The organism is Paenibacillus validus NBRC 15382, from assembly GCF_004000985.1.
GTDB classification, from domain to species: domain Bacteria; phylum Bacillota; class Bacilli; order Paenibacillales; family NBRC-103111; genus Paenibacillus_G; species Paenibacillus_G validus.
On record NZ_BIMH01000004.1, the window covers coordinates 16,746 to 33,924 of the forward strand.

A 17,179-nucleotide genomic window follows, 5' to 3' on the forward strand; every position below is an offset into this window, starting at 1 on the left:
CCCTTCGCCAAATCGAATCGTTTTCCCTGTATTATAGGCCGCGCGGCAAAAAAAGAAAAGGAAGCCCGGCCGTGGCCGCAAGCTTCCTCTTTCCTGATAAGCGGTTGATCGTAAGCGGATTACTCCACGATCAATTTGGTTTTCATGTCGGCGTGACCCGGACCGCACGGCAGCGTGCAGTGTACTTCGTACTCGCCTGGCTTGTCGAACGTGAATTCCATCGACTTGGTGTTGTTATCGAGCTTCACGCTTGTACCCACGACTTCCATCGCGTGCAGACCTTCCTTATTCAACAAGGAGACAGTCACTTTCTCGCCGGCTTTCACTTTGTATTCCGCTTGGTCGAACTTGTAGTTCGTAGCCACGAATTTCAAAGTAGGACCGGCTGCTTCTTCCTTCGCCATCTCCGCTTGACGCACCGAAATATTTTGGAACAATACTCCCGTACCGAGGAGACAGGCGACGATGAACAGTGAAAACATGATCCACTTTTGCATAGGTATTCCCCCCTTACTTTAAGACCGTTATGACATATAGGCTTATTGTACATAATCCGTACCGCTTTACACATGCCTTTTGACGACCTTCAGGTGAAAAATTTGTGACAAAATTATTCCTGTTGGACGCTCATCCGGCTCCTTAGACATTTTAGCACATCTTGCACAAAACGACAAAGTGCTCCGAACAGCAACAAAAAACTCTGTCCGGGGACAGAGCGTGTTCGATTGTTATTCAGCTAGACCCGGGAAAATCGTTCGCGAATTTGGAACCCGGCACCCCTGTCTCTGGCTCTTGCCTCCCGATTCTCCAAATCCTTCACGTCGGAGATGATCCGAACCCGGCACGGCGTGCACATCTTCTGCTGACGAATCGGCGAACCGCAAGATTTGCAAGGATAGGTCAGGCCCGGGTAAAATGAAACCGGCAGCCGGTTGTCTTGAATAAACGTGTAAATACGCTGCACGGGAACGCCTGTCGCTTCGCTGAGCGCCTCTGTCGAAGCTTTCCGGTTATCCCGCAGGTAGGCGCTGCATTGATCAAACTCGCTGTCTAATTCGCGCTGGCAGCCTTGGCAGAGGCTTCGCAAATTCATTTGAAACACTTTACCGCATTTGGGGCAGTTCGCAACTTTTAACATGGTCATATCCCGGCATCCTTCCCCTGGTTGGCGTCACACTTCCGTACTAAGATCAATATATACAATAATAGTTCTTTATTCCTAATAATAGAACATACGACCTAATTTAAACAGAGGTTTTTTCCCGTTTATATAGAAAAAAAACGCTCTTTTCGAATAAAACGGCAAGCGAAACGCATAATACGAATGCTGCTGAACCAGCACATCGCCTGAGGAGGTGTTTTCCCGATGTCCGACAAGCAACAAGGTCACGCCAATCAGAACACGACGACCCGCACCAGCGATAAAGGCTCCAAAAAATCAAAGTAACGGCGAACGCGCCGCACGACAAACACCCGATTCCCGCAGTATCGCAGGAATCGGGTGTTTTTTGTCCTATGTGCTGAATTCGTTAGCGCGGCTTAAGACAGCTCGACTTCTTTCACAAACCGCTTCACCAGTTCAATGAACACCGGCTTCGTCCGGTTGGCCACGGCTACTACCTGCTCATGCGTCAACGGCTCCAGCTCCTCGCCGATCGCCATGTCGGTGATGCACGAGATGCCGAGCACGCGCAACCCCGCGTGACTGGCCGCGATCACTTCGCCGACGGTCGACATGCCGATCGCGTCGCCTCCGAGCTTCGCGAGCATCGTTAACTCGGCAGGGGGCAAATAGTTCGGTCCGCTGATGCCGGCGTATACGCCTTCCTGCAGCCGTATCGGCTCTCCCCGCTCCGCGCTCAACTGCTCGCCGATACGTTTAGCGAGCTGGCGGTATTCGCGGTTATAGGCTTGCGACATGTCGGGGAAGCGAACCCCCAGCTCCGGGTGATGGATGCCGATTAACGGATTATCACCCGTCATATTTAAGTGATCGGAAATCAGCATCAAATCCCCCGCCGCGAACTCACGGTTCATTCCCCCCGCCGCATTCGTGATAATCAGCGATCGCACGCCGAGCTGCTTCATCACATAGATCGGGAAAACGACCTTCTTCATCGAATAGCCTTCGTAATAATGAAAACGGCCCTGCATGACGATGACCGATTTTCCTTCCAATTGACCGATCACGAATTGACCGGCATGACCTTCCACGGTCGATACCGGGAAATGCGGAATCCGGTCATATGGAATCGTCACCGGATGCTCGACCTGATGCGCCAAATCCCCTAGCCCGGAACCTAACACCATCCCGATATCAAGCGGACGCCGATCGATTTGATCGCTGATCCATTGTACGGCTTCCTGAATGTGCTGAACATAATCCGAGTCCATGCTCTCCACTCCTTTTCGAATTTTGTCGCGAGCCTAACCGGAACTCACATCTTCGGGATAATGCCCATGATCAGCTTCAAAAAGGTTTGTTTTACGCGTTCCGTCGTTTCGATTACTTCTTCGTGCGACAGCGGCTGGTCGAGAATGCCTGCGGCCATGTTGCTGATGCATGAGAAACCCAGCACCTCAATGCCTGCATGACGCGCCACCAGCACTTCCGACACCGTCGACATGCCGACGGCGTCTCCGCCGAGCGTCCGGATCATGCGAATTTCAGCCGGCGTCTCATAGGAAGGGCCAAGCAGGCCGAGGTATACGCCCTCCTGCAGCGTAAGCCCCTGCTCGGCGGCAACGCTCTTCGCCACTTCGCGAAGTCTGCGGCTGTACGCCTCGGACATATCCGGGAACCGAACGCCAAGCTCCCCGAAGTTCGGTCCGATCAGCGGGTTGCGGAACGTGAAGTTGATATGATCGCGAATGATCATCAAGTCGCCCGGGCTATAAGACGTGTTCACGCCCCCCGCCGCATTCGTGACAAGCAGCTTCTGCACGCCGAGCTCCTTCATGACGCGCACCGGGAACGATACGGTGTCCACACCGTATCCTTCGTACATATGAAACCGGCCCTTCATGAGCAGTACATGCCGTCCGCCGATCGTGCCCAGCAGCAGCTCCCCGGCATGTCCTTCCACCGTAGACACCGGAAAATTCGGGATTTCTTCATACGGGATCGTAACCGCATCCTCGACAAGATCGGCCAATACGCCGAGACCCGAACCGAGAATAAGGGCGACCTCGGGCGTCACCGGGTATTTCTCGCGGATGTAAGCCGCGGCCTCTTTAATATTTTGCAGCAAAGGTATTTGTTGCACGATGAATCGGCTCCCTTCATAAATAACCCTGTTTTTGAATCAACGCAGCTGTTGCAAGAAGCTTTGTCCGTTCCCTGTCAGCGGTACCCCGAAGTTATCGGCGACCGTTGCGCCGACATCGGCGAACGTAGCGCGCACGCCGAGCGAATCCGGCTGCTTGAACGCCGGACTGTACACCAGCAACGGCACGTATTCCCGCGTATGATCCGTACCGGGATGAATCGGATCGTTCCCGTGATCCGCCGTCAGGATGAGCAGATCCTCTTCCCCGATTTGCTCCATAATCCTTGGCAGCCATTCGTCGAATTCGTTCAGCGCGCTCGCATAACCGATCGGATCGCGCCGGTGTCCGTACAACGAATCGAAATCGACCAGGTTCGTAAATAACAAGCCTCGGAACGGCTCCAGCAAACGTTCGATCGTCTTCTGGATGCCGTCGAGATTGCTCTTCGTCGACTGCGCGGACGTCACGCCCTCACCCGAGTATATATCGTTGATTTTACCGACGGCGATCACGTCGAGCCCGGCTTCCTTCAGCCGGTTCATAACCGTCGGCGCCGGCGGCTTCACCGCATAGTCGTGCCGGTTCGGCGTACGTTTGAACGCGCCGGGCTCGCCGATGTACGGACGGGCGATGACGCGTCCGACGGCATATGGATCTTCCAGCGTAAGGCGGCGGGCGATCTCGCAAGCGCGATACAGCTCGTCCAGCGGGATAACCTCTTCGTGAGCGGCAAGCTGGAAGACGCTGTCCGCCGACGTGTAAACGATCCAAGCGCCGGTTTCCATTTGCTCGGCGCCAAGCTCGTCCAATATTTCCGTGCCGGAGGCCGGCTTGTTGCCGATCACCTTACGGCCGGTTTCCTGCTCGAATCGTTCGATCAATTCGGGAGGGAATCCGTCCGGAAAGACGTTGAACGGAATGTCGACTTTCAATCCCATAATTTCCCAATGACCGGTCATCGTATCTTTGCCGACGGACACCTCGGCCATTTTGCCGAAATAGCCTTGCGGCGTATGGGTTGGCTCTATGCCGGTAAGTTCGGCGATATTGCCGAGTCCGAGCTTGCGCATATGCGGCAGGTGTAATGTGGGAACCCGCTCCGCGATATGGCCGAGCGTATGTGCACCGCTATCTTGAAACCGCGGCGCATCAGGCAGTTCTCCTATGCCGACGCTATCGAGTACGATTAGGCAAATCCGTTTGAATGTCAATGGCAGCACCTCCCAGTATCGCTACAAGCCTACGGCTATTATCGCAAAACGCTGCTGCCTTTGCAAAGCGCGAAACCGACAAGAAACCCGTTCTTCGGTCTGAGAGAACGGGTGACGATCAGGATTCGATTTTCGCTCTGGGATGCGTCCGGTCGTAAACTTCTTTCATCTTCCCCCGCGTCACTTGCGCGTAAATTTGGGTGGACGAGATGTCGGCGTGCCCGAGCATTTCTTGCACGGAGCGAAGATCGGCCCCGTTCTCCAGCAGATGGGTTGCAAAGGAATGACGCAGCGTATGAGGCGTTATTTCCTGCTCGATCCCCGCTTCCTGCGCGTAACGCTTCATAATTTTCCAGAACCCTTGCCGGGTCATACGGCTTCCGAGGTGACTGATGAACAGCGCCTCTTCGACTTTGGACGGCTTCAGCAGCTTCGGCCGCATCGAGTCGATATAAGCCTGAACATAATCGGAGGCGATGCGGCCGAGCGGAACGATCCGTTCCTTGCTTGTACCGACGCAGCGGATGAAACCCAAGCCCGGATTCACGCTGGCCACATCCAGCGAAATCAGCTCGGAAACGCGGATTCCCGTCGCATACAGCACCTCCAGCATCGCCTTATCGCGCATCCCGCTCGGGGAGCCCGTTTGCGGAGCATCGAGCAGCCTGCCGATCTCCTGCACCGTCAACACTTTAGGCACCCTTTTCTCCAGCTTCGGCGTCTCCAGATGGAGCGAAGGATCGTGGTCGATGCGCCGTTCCCGCACCAAAAATTGATAGAAGGCGCGAATCGAAATAATGCTGCGGGTTTGCGTTGCGGCGGCTCTCCCTTTTTGCTTTAAGCGCAGCATATAGCCGGATAAGTTCGTCTTGCCGGTTTCGGCAAGCGAACCGATCCCGGACTCTTCCAAATAGTCCAGGTACTGCATAATGTCGCGCTCGTATGAATCCAGCGTGTTGGGCGCCAGTCCCCGCTCGTCGCACAAAAAACGAATGAATGACTGCAATTGCTCTCTCATGCCTGCAAATCCCCTTTTATGTGTTGATAAGGACGCATAAGTACGGGCTTATACGGCGTATCAACCTTGACAAACGCTTTGTCCTTATTCATACAAGGACGGCGTGGCCGTTTATCCTCGTGCACCAATGGCGATTGTTACTAATTTCAACGCAAAAGGGGCGTTTTCCTGCCTTTATTCACCGATCCAATAAAAAAGCTTCAATCTGTCCCCCATGCCCTCCGGCTTGACGGCAACCGCGGAGTCGCTTTGAAACACCTTGACCGCTCGTCCTACGGGCTCCTTGTATTTCGGCATAGGCTCCATCACCTGCGTGACGATCAGCAGCAGATGATACAGCGCAAACGTAAACACGACAAAAAGCAGCCCGAAGCGCAGCCGCTCGATCCACTTGCCGATACGAAAATGAAAGATCACAGCGTTCCCTCCTTCTGAAGACGGTTGTCCGGCTTCGCAAGCCGAAAGACGCCTCCTAAGAGTAGGCTATGATCTTTCGTCGTCATTTATGTCGAACCGGCGGCCGAAACGGGCCACTCGCTTAACTGATCGGCAGCAGCGCGTCCAGCCCGGTATAAGGCAGGCCTACGGCTTCGGCCACCGCCGCATAGGTCACATGCCCCTGATAGGTGTTTACGCCATGCTTAAGCGGCGGATTGGCGTAGAGGGCGCGCATGACGCCTTTGGTGGCGATCTCCATCGCATAGGCAATCGTCACGTTGGTCAGCGCCAGCGTCGACGTCCGCGGCACCGCTCCCGGCATATTCGCGACTGCGTAGTGGATCACGCCGTGCTTCTCGTAGGTCGGCTCGCTATGTGTCGTCACCCGGTCCACCGTCGCGATCGATCCGCCCTGATCGACAGCCACATCGACGATAACAGCGCCGGGCTTCATCGTTCTGACCATGTCTTCCGTCACAAGCTTCGGCGCCTTCGCGCCAGGTATCAAGACGGCGCCGATCAACAAATCGGCTTTCTGGACGGCATTGGCAATATGGTAAGGGTTCGACATCAGCGTCCGGATGCGGCCGTGGAAGACGTCATCCAAGTAGCGCAGACGTTCCGCGCTCCGTTCGATCACAACGACGTTCGCTCCCATCCCGAGCGCAATTTTGGCGGCGTTCGTGCCGACGATGCCGCCACCCAGTATGATCACATCCGCCGGCGGCACGCCCGGCACGCCGCCGAGCAGGATGCCCCTGCCGCCGTAAAACTGCTCCAAAAATTGCGCGCCGACCTGCACCGACATGCGTCCGGCCACTTCGCTCATCGGGGTCAGCAGCGGTAAGCCGCCGTTCGGCAGTTGGATGGTTTCGTAAGCGATCGACGTCATTTTGCTTTGGACGAGCGCCTCCGTCAAGCGAGGCTCGGCCGCCAAATGCAAGTACGTGAACAGCGTTAAGCCTTCGCGGAAATACCCGAACTCACTCGGAAGCGGTTCCTTGACCTTCATGATCATATCGGCGCGACCCCAGACGTCCGCCGTCTCCGGAACGATCTCGGCTCCTTCCTTGGCGTAATCGTCGTCCGAGAAGCCGCTCCCTGCGCCTGCGCCCGCTTCTATCAACACTTGATGGCCGTTTGCCGTCAGCATCGCCGCCCCTCCGGGCGTCAGGGCGACCCGGTTTTCGTTATTTTTTATCTCTTTCGGAACTCCGATGATCATCTCCATCGCCTCCCGCATTAGTCTATCCCAGGTTTAGCGTGTGCCAAAGATCGCATATTCATGAAACAAGCATGCAAAAAAACCTCCGCTTGCTGATAATCAAGCCGAAGGTTTGTTTGTTTACGATTTGTTTTTGCCCTTGCACCGGTGACAAATACCTTGAAAGTCAAGCCGGTGATCCAGCACCTGGAAGCCGTAATCCCGCTCAAGCCGCTCTTCCAGCTCCCCGAGCCAGTCTTCCATAATCTCGTCCACCGTTCCGCATTGCACGCAAATCAAATGGTGATGATGATGATGAGTGCTTTCATTGCGCAGATCGTAACGGGCAACTCCGTCCCCGAAGTTCATTTTCTCCACGACATGCAATTCGCTGAGCAACTCCAACGTGCGGTAAACGGTGGCAAGACCGATCTCGGGAGCTTTATCTTTGACGAGCATAAAGACATCCTCGGCGCTTAGATGATCCTCTTCGTTCTCAAGTAAAACCCGTACCGTCGCTTCGCGTTGAGGTGTCAATTTATAGCCCTGCGATTGCAGTTGTTGTTTGATTTTTTCAATGCGAGATTCCATGCTCCTCCCCCTACGGCTGCCATCAATCCGCTTAGGCTGCCTTCCAATGGCGCGGATTCGCTAATGATAACGTTATGCTTACATTATAGGAGGAGAAATACAGGAAAGTCAAACGTCTTTTAGCCCGCACCCACCGTCACGAGCATCGGAGTGACCCACTGCATCATAGCCGGTGACAGATAGGCCTCGAACAGTGCAACGCCGACCATCAGCACCCCGGATGCCGCAGCAACGCTGGTGAAGCGCAGCAGCGGCTCGAACAGCGCCCCTTTTTTCTGAATGAACCGGTTCTTCACCAGACGAACGGAGAACGCGATCGCGGTTACGCTGCATACGATAAGGACCGGAATGACGATCAGGTTTTGCGGAACGACGGAGACGAGCGCGAACAGCAGTCCGTGCCACGACAGGGTACCGACCATATACCCGACGGTGAAGCCGATCAATACGCCCTTCAGGAAGTCCAGGATGAGGATCAGCGGCAGCCCGATGACCGACATGCCCAGCAGCCAGATGATCAGCACCCACTTCATATGCAAAGACAGTGTCTCTCTGAACGAGTTCGGCGCTTCGCCGACCAGCATCCCTTGATCCACGATCGAGAAAAAGTTGCTTAAATATCGCGTAATCTCCTGCTTCTGCTCCAGCGACAGCGCGTTCACCATGACGGCGCCGAACACAACCCCGGTTACAAATATGACGCCAACGAAAATGTAGAGCGACAAATGTTCCTTCATATAGTGCTCGAGCGAGCGATTCCGCGTCATGCTGCCAAGCCCCCCTTGTCCGAATAGTACAACCTATGCGCAAAGGAAGGGCTTTATGCCGTTCATTCGGTTTTTACTTTGCCGTATTTCCCGCCGCCGCCCGTCTCGAGCTCAAGCTCTCCGGTCCGGGCTGCAAGCAAATAGCCGGCGATCGATTCGCCGGCCGCTTCGGCCAGCTCTTGGTAGGAGGTGCGGTGCAGCATGTTCATCTCCGTCCCGAACCGGTCAAGAAGCTTGGCGAGCGTCTTGGGGCCGAGTCCAGGGATGTATTCAAGCGGCACTTGGTAGATATAGGGCGGACGGCCGGTCGGTGCAAGGGGCGTTTCACGGTCCGCGATCGCAAGTATTCGGTCCATAACGCCGCGAACGATCTTCGTGCTGCCGCAATAGATGCAGCGCTCGACCACAGACTCACCCCGCTCGTCGATGATCGACTCGCAGCTGCCGCAGTAAGTCCGGTGATATTTCCCGAGCCGGGGATTCAGCCCGTAATTGGCCAGCACCCGGCGGCCGTTCAAGCCTTCAAGAGCCTGCCGAAACTCCGTGAACGTAGGCTCCGCAAGCTGAAGCTTGTTGTACTCCCGGCCGATCTTGGGTAAGGAATGCGCGTCCGAGTTCGTCAGGAACGTGTACCGGTCGAGTTCCCCGATGTGAGCCGCCATCGTCGTGTCAGCGCTCAGCCCAAGCTCGACGGCGGCAATGCCGTCCGGGTCGAGCAGCTCGTTCAGACGCGCGCAGCAGCTGCCGTAGACGCTTTTGTGCGGGGTGAAAATGTGTGCCGGCACGAGCAGCCCGCCGCGGTCGATCACTTCCCGCTGCAGCTCCCGGGCGGGAACGTAGAGGCGCTGCGAGCTGAGCTGCACGTTCTTCATATGCTTGCGCAGCCAGGCGGTGAACGCCTGCATGTCCGACAGGGCGGGAAAGTAAGCGATCAGATGAGCGGCTTTCATCCCGGGATCCCGCACCTCCAGCTCGCAGCCCAGCAGAATCGTCGTCTGATGGTAACGAATGCCGCCTTCCTTCAGCTCTTCCATATCCCCTTTGTCCAGATAATGCAGCATCTCCGCCTGCACCCCCGGCGAGTGGCAATCGATGATGCCGACCACATCCATGCCTTTGCGAGCCGACGCCTCGCGTGCGATGTTATAGAAAGTCAGGTTGTTCGCCGCGCTGATCTTTACTGCTTGACCGGCTTCCGTCCTGCCGATGTGAATATGAAGATCGGCGTAGTACGCGTTCAGGCTCATCTTATTGAAACTTCCCGGTCAGCTTGTACAAATGCCAAGCGTAAACGGCCAATATCGTCTTGGCGTCGCTGATTCGCCCCTCGCGGATATATTGCTGTGCTTCCTCCAGCGTAATCGCCTCCATCTCAAGGAACTCGTCCTCGTCCGGCTTGGCTTCTCCGGTCACGAGCTGCTCCGCCACGTACAGATGCAGGATTTCGTCGGCAAAACCGGGCGACGTGTAGAAGGATGCTACATGTCGAAGCGAGCCTGCGGTATAACCCGTTTCTTCCTCCAGTTCGCGTCCCGCCGCCGTCAGCGGGTCCTCGCCGCCGTCCAGCTTGCCGGCCGGTATTTCCACCTGGCTCTTCTCCAGCGGCTTGCGGTACTGCTCAACGACGACCATGCGATCGTCCGGCGTAATGGCGAGTACGGCTACCGCCCCGGGGTGCCTGACGATTTCACGCGTCGATTCGCCGCCGTCCGGCAGCCGTACCGTATCGACCTGCAGCGAGATGATTTTTCCTTGGAAAATCGGCTTGGTGGACAGGGTGACTTCTTCAAATTTTTTGGGGAAGGATGATGTCATCGGATCGATTCCTCTCTTTTCATTCAGGGTAATGATTCGCATACGTCCAATGTACCCCATGTTAGCTCCTCCGGTCAAAAAAGACCCGGTCATATTCGCTGAAAGCTTCGCATAGGTTGTACTATAAAACTATGAAAGCCAGGTGAATCTCTATGAAAATATATGCGGCAGACGGGCACCTTCGACTTGTGGGTAAAGGCTGGGAAATTCGGCGTTACTTGAAAACGTTGCTGGAACGCTCCGGCACATCGGCGACGCTGCACGAATTTCTCGGCGGGAACATCGTGAAGCCGGGTCGTAAACGGAGCCTGAAAGCCCGCCGATGGTCCAATCTGTCTACGAACCTCACGCTCGTTGGCAAAGCGCGATAATCTCATCCCATCGGCCTGTTCACCGGCAGCAAAAAAAATCGCCGTCATACCGAGGTATGCGGCGATTTCATGTATTTTCATCTACTGAACGAGCAGTCCGTTCCGGGCTTCCCTTATCCCTGCTAACCGCGGCCGGCCACTTCCCGTACGATGGCGACGACCGCCTCGGTCGTTTTGACCAAATCGCTGATCGCGATGCGTTCCTTCGTCGTATGAATGTCCAGGTAGCCGACGGCCAGGTTCACGGTCGGAATGCCGAAGCCGTTGAACACGTTGGCGTCGCTGCCGCCGCCGGAATGAAACGTTCTCGGCGTGCAGCCGACTTTGGACAACGCCGACATGGCAAGCTTCACGACCGGCGCCGTTTCGTCATACTTGTACGCGGGATAGATGACCTCGCTCTGGAAATCGAGCTTCGCGCCCATCTCGTCGGCGGCGCTTTGGCAGGCGGCGCGCATGCTCTCGACCTGCTCGTTCATCCGCTCCTGCGTTAAGCTTCGCGCTTCCGCCTCCAGCTTCACCCGCTCAACGACGATATTCGTTGCGCCCTCAACACCGCCCTCGAAACGGCCGATGTTCGCGGTCGTTTCTTTATCGATACGGCCGAGCTTCATACGCGAAATGGCTTTGCTTGCGACCGTAATCGCGCTCACCCCGTCCTCCGGGTTCACGCCCGCATGCGCCGAACGGCCCCAAAAGGTGATGTTAATTTTCGCCTGCGTCGGCGCCGCTACCGCGATATCGCCGATCGTCCCGTTCGAATCCAGCGCGTAGCCGAAATCCGCATCCAGGTACTTCGGATCCATAGCGCGCGAGCCTTTAAGCCCCGCCTCTTCGCCCGCCGTAATAGCAAACTGGATTTGCCCGTGCTCGATGCTGTTCTCTTTCAGCACGCGAATCGTCTCCAGCATTGCGGCCAGTCCGGCTTTATCGTCGGCTCCGAGGATCGTCGTCCCGTCGCTCCGGATGTAGCCGTCTTCCCCGATTTGCGGCTTAATGCCTCGACCTGGCGTCACCGTATCCATATGAGAAGTGAAGAACAGCTTCGGCAGAGGCTTGCTCGAAGTCGCAGCCAGTGTAAAGAACAAGTTATTCGAGCCGTGGCCGGTCTTGGCCGCCGAGTCGTCTTCCTTCACGGTCAACCCGTAAGAGGTAAACTTTTGCTTCAGCACCTTGCTGATTTCCTGCTCATGCCGCGTCTCGCTGTCGATTTGCACCAATTCCAAAAACTCCGCAACCAACCGGTTTTGCTGTATCATATCTTTCCTCCATTGTGCGAAATGAGTTAAAATGGTTAGGATGAGTATTCCCATAAAGAGGAGCTGAGACGCTTGCAGAATAAGTTAATTTTCAAAATCGTCATTTATGTAACCTTGATCACTATGGTATTGTCCACCGTGCTCCTGACGATCAGCAGCTTTCTTTAAATCCTAATACACTTTCGTGTCCTGGTTGTAGCCTTCCAGGTTCTCTTTCACGCGCTGCAGGAAACGGCCGCAAATGATGCCGTCCAAAATACGGTGGTCGAGCGACAAGCATAAGTTCACCATCGAACGGACGGCGATCATGTCTTGAATGACCACGGGCCTCTTGACGATCGATTCGAACGATAGGATAGCCGCTTGCGGATAATTGATAACCGGATACGACATGATCGAACCGAACGAGCCCGTATTGTTCACCGTAAACGTACCGCCTTGCATTTCGTCGAGCGACAGCTTGCCGGTTCTCGCCCGGCGGGTCAGCCCGTCGATCTCGCGGGCGAGGCCGGCGATGTTCATCTGATCGGCCTTCTTGATGACCGGCGTCACGAGGAAATCTTCGGTACCGACGGCAAGCGAAATGTTGATGTCGCGTTTGACGATGATTTTATCGGTCGCCCACACGGAGTTGATAATCGGATAGTCCTTAATCGCATTGACGACAGCTTTTATCAGGAAGGCCAGGTACGTCAGGTTGATGCCTTCCTGTTTCATGAACTCATCCTTCAGCTTGTTGCGCAGCAGGACGAGATTCGTCACGTCTACCTCGATCATCATCCAGGCGTGCGGAATTTCCGTCTTGCTTTGCCGCATCTTGCTCGCGATAGCGCTGCGAATCGGCGTCACGTCGATTAAATATTCGCCGCGGCCTTTCAGCTTCTGGCCTTCGACCTCGATGTTCGGCAGCGGCGGATTTTCCGATAAATGCAGGCCCGAAGAGCGGACCGAAACCTTCGGAGGCGTTGCCATGAAGACGCCGTCCATCGCCGCGGCCGCAGCCGCAGCCCGGTTCACTTCGGCCTCTGTCGCTGGAGGCGCCGGGGTTCTTTCGTTCTGCCTCGGCGCGCCTTGTGCGCCGCCGGCCACTGCGAAAGCTTGGACGTCCTTGCGGGTAATACGGCCGCCAAGGCCGGTTCCCTGCACTTGCGTCAGGTCAATCCGGTGTTCGCCCGCCAGCTTCAGCACTGCAGGGGAGTAACGACCACTCATCCCCGAGCCGGTCGGACCGCTCGCGCTTGCCGCGCTCACAGCCGCTTGACCTTGCGAAGGTGCGGCGCTTCCCGCTGCGCCGTCTGCCGCTGGCTCCTCAATAATGCAAATCGGCGCACCGACAGCCGCCGTGGCGCCATTGTCCACAAGCAGCCGGACGAGCGTCCCTTCGACCGGAGACGGCATCTCCACCGTTACCTTCTCCGTAATCAATTCGCACAACACATCGTATTGCTCGATATAATCGCCCGGTTTTTTCAACCATTTGCCGACCGTCGCCGAGACCAGGCTTTCCGCCAAATGGGGAACGGTCACTTCGGTCCCCTTCCGATTTTCTTGCATGCTGCTTCCCCCCAAAGCTTCGGCGGCCGTTGGCTTCGAAGCCCGGCCGCCCGTCATTTCGGCCATTCCGCGCTAGAACAAGGCCAATTTTCGCATAGCGTCTTTGATTTTATCCGTATTGAGCAAGAAAAACTTCTCCATCGGCGGGTTCATGCCAACCGCCGGCACATCCGGGCCGCATAACCGCATGATCGGCGCATCGAGCTCGAACAACAGCTCTTCGGCGATCAACGCGGATACTTCCGCTCCGACGCCGCCGGTCTTGTTGTCTTCGTGCACAATCAGCACCTTGCCCGTACGGCTTGCCGCCCCCAGCACCGCTTCCTTATCGAGCGGCTGCAGCGTCCGCAGATCGAGCACGTGCGCGCTGATCCCCTCTTTCGCCAGCTCCTCGGCGGCCCGCAGCGCATACTGCACGGTAATCCCGTACGAAATGACCGTAATATCGGTCCCTTCGCGCTTCACCTTCGCTTTGCCGATCGGCACGATATAATCGTCCTCCGGCACTTCACCCGTAATGCCCAGGTAACACTTCTTATGTTCAAAATATAAGACCGGATCATCATCGCGGATCGCCGCTTTCAATAAACCCTTCGCATCGTACGGATCGGACGGGGCAACGATTTTCAACCCCGGTATGCCGAAGAACACGCCCTCGGGACATTGCGAGTGATACAGCGCGCCCCCGCCCGTAGCCCCGTAGGGTGCCCGGATCACGACCGGACAGTTCCAATCGTTGTTCGAACGGTAACGAATCAGCGCCGCCTCGCTAATAATCTGGTTCGTAGCCGGGAAGATGAAGTCGGCGTACTGCATCTCCGCAACCGGCTTCATGCCGTACATGGCCGCGCCGATCGCCACGCCCGCTATCGCCGATTCGGCCAGCGGGGTATCCATCACCCGCTCTTCGCCGAATTGATCGCGGAGCCCTTTGGTCGCGTTCATAACGCCACCCTTGCCGACGTCTTCGCCGAGCACGAACACGTTGTCGTCGCGCTCCATCTCTTCCTTCATCGCCGTCCGGATCGCTTCCAGATAAGTAATAACCGCCATTATGCTTCGCCTCCCTGTTCGCCGTATACGTGCCGCAGCGTATCTTCGGGTTGCGGATAAGGCGCCTGCTCGGCATAGTTCGTCGCTTCGACCAGCTCTTTCTTAATCTCTTCCGCAAGCGCGGCTTCCTGCTCTTCGGACCACACGCCGCAATCGACCAAGTATTGCCGGAATCTCGGCAAACCGTCCTGCGCCCGGTTCATATCCACTTCTTCCTGGGTACGGTACAGCAGATCGTTATCCGACGTCGAATGCGGCGGGATGCGGTACATGACCGCTTCGATCAAGGTCGGCCCTTCGCCGCGCAGCGCCCGCTCCCTCGCTTCTTTCACGACGCGGTACACCTCAAGCGCATCCCGGCCGTCCACCTTGACGCCGGGGAATCCGTAGCCCGCGGCACGTTCCGCAATGCTGCCTGCGGTTTGCTTGTGCAGCGGCACGGAAATCGCATATTGGTTGTTCTCGCACATGAAGATGACCGGCAGCTTGTTAACGCCCGCAAAGTTGCAGCCTTCATGGAAGTCGCCCTGATTGCTCGATCCGTCTCCGAATGTCACGAACGAGACGAACGATTTGCGTTTCATCTTCGCCGCCAAGGCAAACCCGACCGCGTGCGGCACTTGCGTCGTCACGGGACTGGACCCGGTCACGATGTTCAGCTTCTTATGGCTGAAGTGCCCCGGCATTTGCCGGCCGCCGCTGTTCGGGTCCTCGGCTTTGGCGAAGACGGACAGCAGCAGCTCCCGCAGCGTCATGCCCGCCGTTAACACGAAGCCGTAATCGCGGTAATACGGGAGGAAATAATCCGTCCCCCGCTCCAAGGCGTAAGCAGCCGCCACCTGCGCCGTCTCTTGACCGATGCCGGAAACGTGGAACGCGATTTTCCCGGAGCGCTGCAGCAGAAATCCGCGCTCGTCGAACATGCGCGCTTTCAGCATGTATGTATACATCTCGATGACTTGTTGATCCGTCAAGCCGAGCTGTCGGTGTCTCGTCATTTGTCCGATGGACATGGGGCAAACGCCTCCTCCGTTATCGAATGCATATAGGCGTCATCAACTGCGATCAGCAGCTATTATTATAACCAGGTGCTAATACTTGACGCTATATTTATATTATAAACGGATTGGAATATGAACACAATTTTTCCGCGTTAAAAACTGATCGATTTGCCGTCAACGGCAAGCATCGCTTCCCCTAAAATTTCGGACAATGTCGGATGCGGATGAATCGTCTGCCCCACTTCCCAAGGCGTTGCATTCAGCAATTGCGCCAGCGCCGCCTCCGCGATGTAATCGGTCACGTGGGCGCCAATCATATGCACGCCGACGATATCGCCGCTTTCCTCGTCGGCCACGACCTTCACGAATCCGTCCGTTTCGCCGAGCACCCGTGCCTTGCCGAGCCCTTGAAAATACAGCTTCGCTGTCTTCACCTGACGCCCCTGCTCTCGCGCTTCCCGTTCGGTATAGCCAATGCTGGCGATCTCCGGACGCGAATACACACAGCGCGGCACTTGATGCGGGGCGTAAGCATGCGTGGGCAGTCCTGCCCCGTGCTCCGCTGCGGCAATGCCTTCGTGCGCAGCGGCATGGGCCAGCTGCAGCCCGCCGATACAATCGCCGACGGCGTAAATATGAAGTTCGGCCGTTTGCATGTCTTCATTGACTTTAATGAAGCCGTTCTCTACCTTGACATCCGTATTCTGAAGTCCGATGCCTTCGATATTCGCCTGCCGGCCTACGCATACGAGCGCCAACTGTGCCGTCAGCTCCTGCGTAGTTTCCCGCTGCTCGATGCTGATGGTCACCTGCTTGGCTCCTCGAACGACCGATTCCGTCTGCACCTTCGCACCCGTATAGATCGTAACGCCGCGCTTCTTCAAAAGCTTCTCCAGTTCGCGCGACGCGTCTTCATCCTCGGAAGGCAGCAATCTCGGCGCGTATTCGACAATCGTCACCTCGACCCCGAAGTCGCTCAGCATCGATGCCCATTCTACGCCGATGACTCCTCCGCCGATAATGATCGCCGAGGCCGGCAAAGCTTCGAGCTGCAGCGCTTCGTCGCTGTTCAGCACGGTAACGCCGTCCGTTTCGAGTCCCGGCAGCGTACGCGGTCGTGAGCCCGTGGCGATGATCAGCTTATCCGGAACAAGATTCAAAATCTCGCCATCTTCCTGCTCCACGGAAACGGTGCCGCTGCGCGGAGAGAAAATGGAAGGTCCGATAATGCGGCCTTTCCCATTAAAAACCGTAATCTTATTTTTTTTCATTAGAAATTGCAGACCTTGATACAGTTGATCCACAATTGAATTTTTTCTATCGGATATTTTCGCATAATCGAGCCGGACGGCTTCGGCTTGAATGCCGAAACGATCGCTTTCCTTCATGAGCGCGTACACTTCCGCGCTGCGCAGCAGCGCTTTGCTTGGGATGCAGCCGCGGTGCAAGCACGTTCCCCCCAGCTTGTCCTGCTCAACGATCGCCACCGTCTTTCCCAGTTGAGACGCCCGAATGGCCGCGGAGTACCCGCCGATCCCGCCACCGAGAACGATCGTATCAAAAACTTGCGACATCTCGATACCTCCCAAATCTATGATTCTTATATTTTAACCTTATTTTACCGAAG

19 protein-coding genes are annotated in these 17,179 nt (G+C 56.2%); 2 read left to right on the forward strand and 17 right to left on the reverse strand.

Going from position 1 to position 17,179, the window contains the following annotated elements:
- Positions 1-119: 119 nt before the first annotated feature.
- From PVA01S_RS04165 to PVA01S_RS04220, 12 genes are all read right to left on the reverse strand, one after another.
- Positions 120-497, reverse strand: a complete 378-nt coding sequence (locus PVA01S_RS04165) for a cupredoxin domain-containing protein (protein ID WP_054795174.1) — start codon at positions 495-497, stop codon at positions 120-122.
- A gap of 239 nt (positions 498-736) precedes the next feature.
- On the reverse strand, positions 737-1,144 hold the full coding sequence (locus tag PVA01S_RS04170) for a flagellar protein (RefSeq protein WP_127605434.1): 408 nt from the start codon (positions 1,142-1,144) through the stop codon (positions 737-739).
- A gap of 395 nt (positions 1,145-1,539) precedes the next feature.
- Positions 1,540-2,394, reverse strand: a complete 855-nt coding sequence (locus tag PVA01S_RS04175; protein ID WP_127605436.1) for a purine-nucleoside phosphorylase — start codon at positions 2,392-2,394, stop codon at positions 1,540-1,542.
- Between the two features lie 44 nt (positions 2,395-2,438).
- Positions 2,439-3,266 carry a purine-nucleoside phosphorylase gene (locus PVA01S_RS04180; protein ID WP_127605438.1) on the reverse strand — a complete coding sequence of 276 codons (828 nt, stop codon included), beginning with the start codon at positions 3,264-3,266 and terminating at the stop codon, positions 2,439-2,441.
- Between the two features lie 39 nt (positions 3,267-3,305).
- The gene (deoB, locus tag PVA01S_RS04185; protein ID WP_127605440.1) at positions 3,306-4,481 is read right to left on the reverse strand and encodes a phosphopentomutase; all 1,176 of its coding nucleotides are present in this window, start codon (positions 4,479-4,481) and stop codon (positions 3,306-3,308) included.
- A gap of 118 nt (positions 4,482-4,599) precedes the next feature.
- The gene (gene xerD / locus PVA01S_RS04190) at positions 4,600-5,499 is read right to left on the reverse strand and encodes a site-specific tyrosine recombinase XerD (protein WP_127605442.1); all 900 of its coding nucleotides are present in this window, start codon (positions 5,497-5,499) and stop codon (positions 4,600-4,602) included.
- A 174-nt stretch (positions 5,500-5,673) separates the two neighbouring features.
- Entirely contained in the window at positions 5,674-5,916 is a 243-nt protein-coding gene (locus PVA01S_RS04195) for a DUF4227 family protein (protein WP_127605444.1), read from the reverse strand.
- Between the two features lie 121 nt (positions 5,917-6,037).
- The gene (ald, locus tag PVA01S_RS04200; protein WP_127605447.1) at positions 6,038-7,162 is read right to left on the reverse strand and encodes an alanine dehydrogenase; all 1,125 of its coding nucleotides are present in this window, start codon (positions 7,160-7,162) and stop codon (positions 6,038-6,040) included.
- A 120-nt stretch (positions 7,163-7,282) separates the two neighbouring features.
- Positions 7,283-7,732, reverse strand: a complete 450-nt coding sequence (gene fur, locus PVA01S_RS04205; RefSeq protein WP_127605449.1) for a ferric iron uptake transcriptional regulator — start codon at positions 7,730-7,732, stop codon at positions 7,283-7,285.
- A 119-nt stretch (positions 7,733-7,851) separates the two neighbouring features.
- Positions 7,852-8,499, reverse strand: a complete 648-nt coding sequence (gene spoIIM, locus PVA01S_RS04210; RefSeq protein ID WP_127605451.1) for a stage II sporulation protein M — start codon at positions 8,497-8,499, stop codon at positions 7,852-7,854.
- Between the two features lie 62 nt (positions 8,500-8,561).
- Entirely contained in the window at positions 8,562-9,746 is a 1,185-nt protein-coding gene (locus PVA01S_RS04215; RefSeq protein WP_127605453.1) for an endonuclease Q family protein, read from the reverse strand.
- Between the two features lies 1 nt (position 9,747).
- Positions 9,748-10,314 (reverse strand): NUDIX hydrolase, encoded by a 567-nt coding sequence (locus PVA01S_RS04220; RefSeq protein ID WP_127605709.1) that lies wholly within the window; start codon positions 10,312-10,314, stop codon positions 9,748-9,750.
- Positions 10,315-10,466: 152 nt separating this feature from the next.
- Here PVA01S_RS04220 and mciZ point away from each other — a divergent pair, with 152 nt between their 5' ends.
- The gene (gene mciZ / locus PVA01S_RS04225) at positions 10,467-10,685 is read left to right on the forward strand and encodes a Z-ring formation inhibitor MciZ (RefSeq protein WP_127605455.1); all 219 of its coding nucleotides are present in this window, start codon (positions 10,467-10,469) and stop codon (positions 10,683-10,685) included.
- 122 nt (positions 10,686-10,807) lie between these two features.
- On the opposite strand, the gene PVA01S_RS04230 is transcribed toward mciZ, so the two are convergent.
- A complete protein-coding gene (locus PVA01S_RS04230) occupies positions 10,808-11,944 on the reverse strand; it encodes a M20/M25/M40 family metallo-hydrolase (RefSeq protein WP_127605457.1) in 1,137 nt (378 codons plus the stop codon).
- 72 nt (positions 11,945-12,016) lie between these two features.
- Between PVA01S_RS04230 and prli42 the strand changes: the two genes are divergently transcribed.
- Positions 12,017-12,112, forward strand: a complete 96-nt coding sequence (gene prli42 / locus PVA01S_RS26460) for a stressosome-associated protein Prli42 (RefSeq protein ID WP_155614814.1) — start codon at positions 12,017-12,019, stop codon at positions 12,110-12,112.
- 3 nt (positions 12,113-12,115) lie between these two features.
- Here prli42 and PVA01S_RS04235 read toward each other — a convergent pair whose 3' ends face one another.
- From PVA01S_RS04235 to lpdA, 4 genes are all read right to left on the reverse strand, one after another.
- Positions 12,116-13,498: a dihydrolipoamide acetyltransferase family protein gene (locus PVA01S_RS04235; protein WP_127605459.1), complete on the reverse strand. Its 1,383-nt coding sequence runs from the start codon at positions 13,496-13,498 to the stop codon at positions 12,116-12,118.
- 72 nt (positions 13,499-13,570) lie between these two features.
- The gene (locus PVA01S_RS04240) at positions 13,571-14,551 is read right to left on the reverse strand and encodes an alpha-ketoacid dehydrogenase subunit beta (RefSeq protein WP_127605461.1); all 981 of its coding nucleotides are present in this window, start codon (positions 14,549-14,551) and stop codon (positions 13,571-13,573) included.
- Positions 14,551-15,564, reverse strand: coding sequence for a thiamine pyrophosphate-dependent dehydrogenase E1 component subunit alpha (locus tag PVA01S_RS04245; RefSeq protein ID WP_127605463.1), 1,014 nt, complete (start codon positions 15,562-15,564; stop codon positions 14,551-14,553). The genes PVA01S_RS04240 and PVA01S_RS04245 overlap by 1 nt, the downstream gene beginning before the upstream one ends.
- A gap of 140 nt (positions 15,565-15,704) precedes the next feature.
- Positions 15,705-17,126 carry a dihydrolipoyl dehydrogenase gene (gene lpdA / locus PVA01S_RS04250; RefSeq protein ID WP_127605465.1) on the reverse strand — a complete coding sequence of 474 codons (1,422 nt, stop codon included), beginning with the start codon at positions 17,124-17,126 and terminating at the stop codon, positions 15,705-15,707.
- Positions 17,127-17,179 lie beyond the last annotated feature (53 nt).

Bases quoted from the DNA above. Each gene is read 5' to 3' on its own strand.
- PVA01S_RS04165 (WP_054795174.1), bottom strand. From the start codon at position 497: ATGCAAAAGTGGATCATGTTTTCACTGTTCATCGTCGCCTGTCTCCTC.
- PVA01S_RS04170 (WP_127605434.1), bottom strand. From the start codon at position 1,144: ATGACCATGTTAAAAGTTGCGAACTGCCCCAAATGCGGTAAAGTGTTT.
- PVA01S_RS04175 (WP_127605436.1), bottom strand. From the start codon at position 2,394: ATGGACTCGGATTATGTTCAGCACATTCAGGAAGCCGTACAATGGATC.
- xerD (WP_127605442.1), bottom strand. From the start codon at position 5,499: ATGAGAGAGCAATTGCAGTCATTCATTCGTTTTTTGTGCGACGAGCGG.
- ald (WP_127605447.1), bottom strand. From the start codon at position 7,162: ATGATCATCGGAGTTCCGAAAGAGATAAAAAATAACGAAAACCGGGTC.
- fur (WP_127605449.1), bottom strand. From the start codon at position 7,732: ATGGAATCTCGCATTGAAAAAATCAAACAACAACTGCAATCGCAGGGC.
- spoIIM (WP_127605451.1), bottom strand. From the start codon at position 8,499: ATGACGCGGAATCGCTCGCTCGAGCACTATATGAAGGAACATTTGTCG.
- PVA01S_RS04215 (WP_127605453.1), bottom strand. From the start codon at position 9,746: ATGAGCCTGAACGCGTACTACGCCGATCTTCATATTCACATCGGCAGG.
- PVA01S_RS04220 (WP_127605709.1), bottom strand. From the start codon at position 10,314: ATGACATCATCCTTCCCCAAAAAATTTGAAGAAGTCACCCTGTCCACC.
- mciZ (WP_127605455.1), top strand. From the start codon at position 10,467: ATGAAAATATATGCGGCAGACGGGCACCTTCGACTTGTGGGTAAAGGC.
- PVA01S_RS04230 (WP_127605457.1), bottom strand. From the start codon at position 11,944: ATGATACAGCAAAACCGGTTGGTTGCGGAGTTTTTGGAATTGGTGCAA.
- PVA01S_RS04235 (WP_127605459.1), bottom strand. From the start codon at position 13,498: ATGCAAGAAAATCGGAAGGGGACCGAAGTGACCGTTCCCCATTTGGCG.
- PVA01S_RS04240 (WP_127605461.1), bottom strand. From the start codon at position 14,551: ATGGCGGTTATTACTTATCTGGAAGCGATCCGGACGGCGATGAAGGAA.
- PVA01S_RS04245 (WP_127605463.1), bottom strand. From the start codon at position 15,564: ATGTCCATCGGACAAATGACGAGACACCGACAGCTCGGCTTGACGGAT.
- lpdA (WP_127605465.1), bottom strand. From the start codon at position 17,126: ATGTCGCAAGTTTTTGATACGATCGTTCTCGGTGGCGGGATCGGCGGG.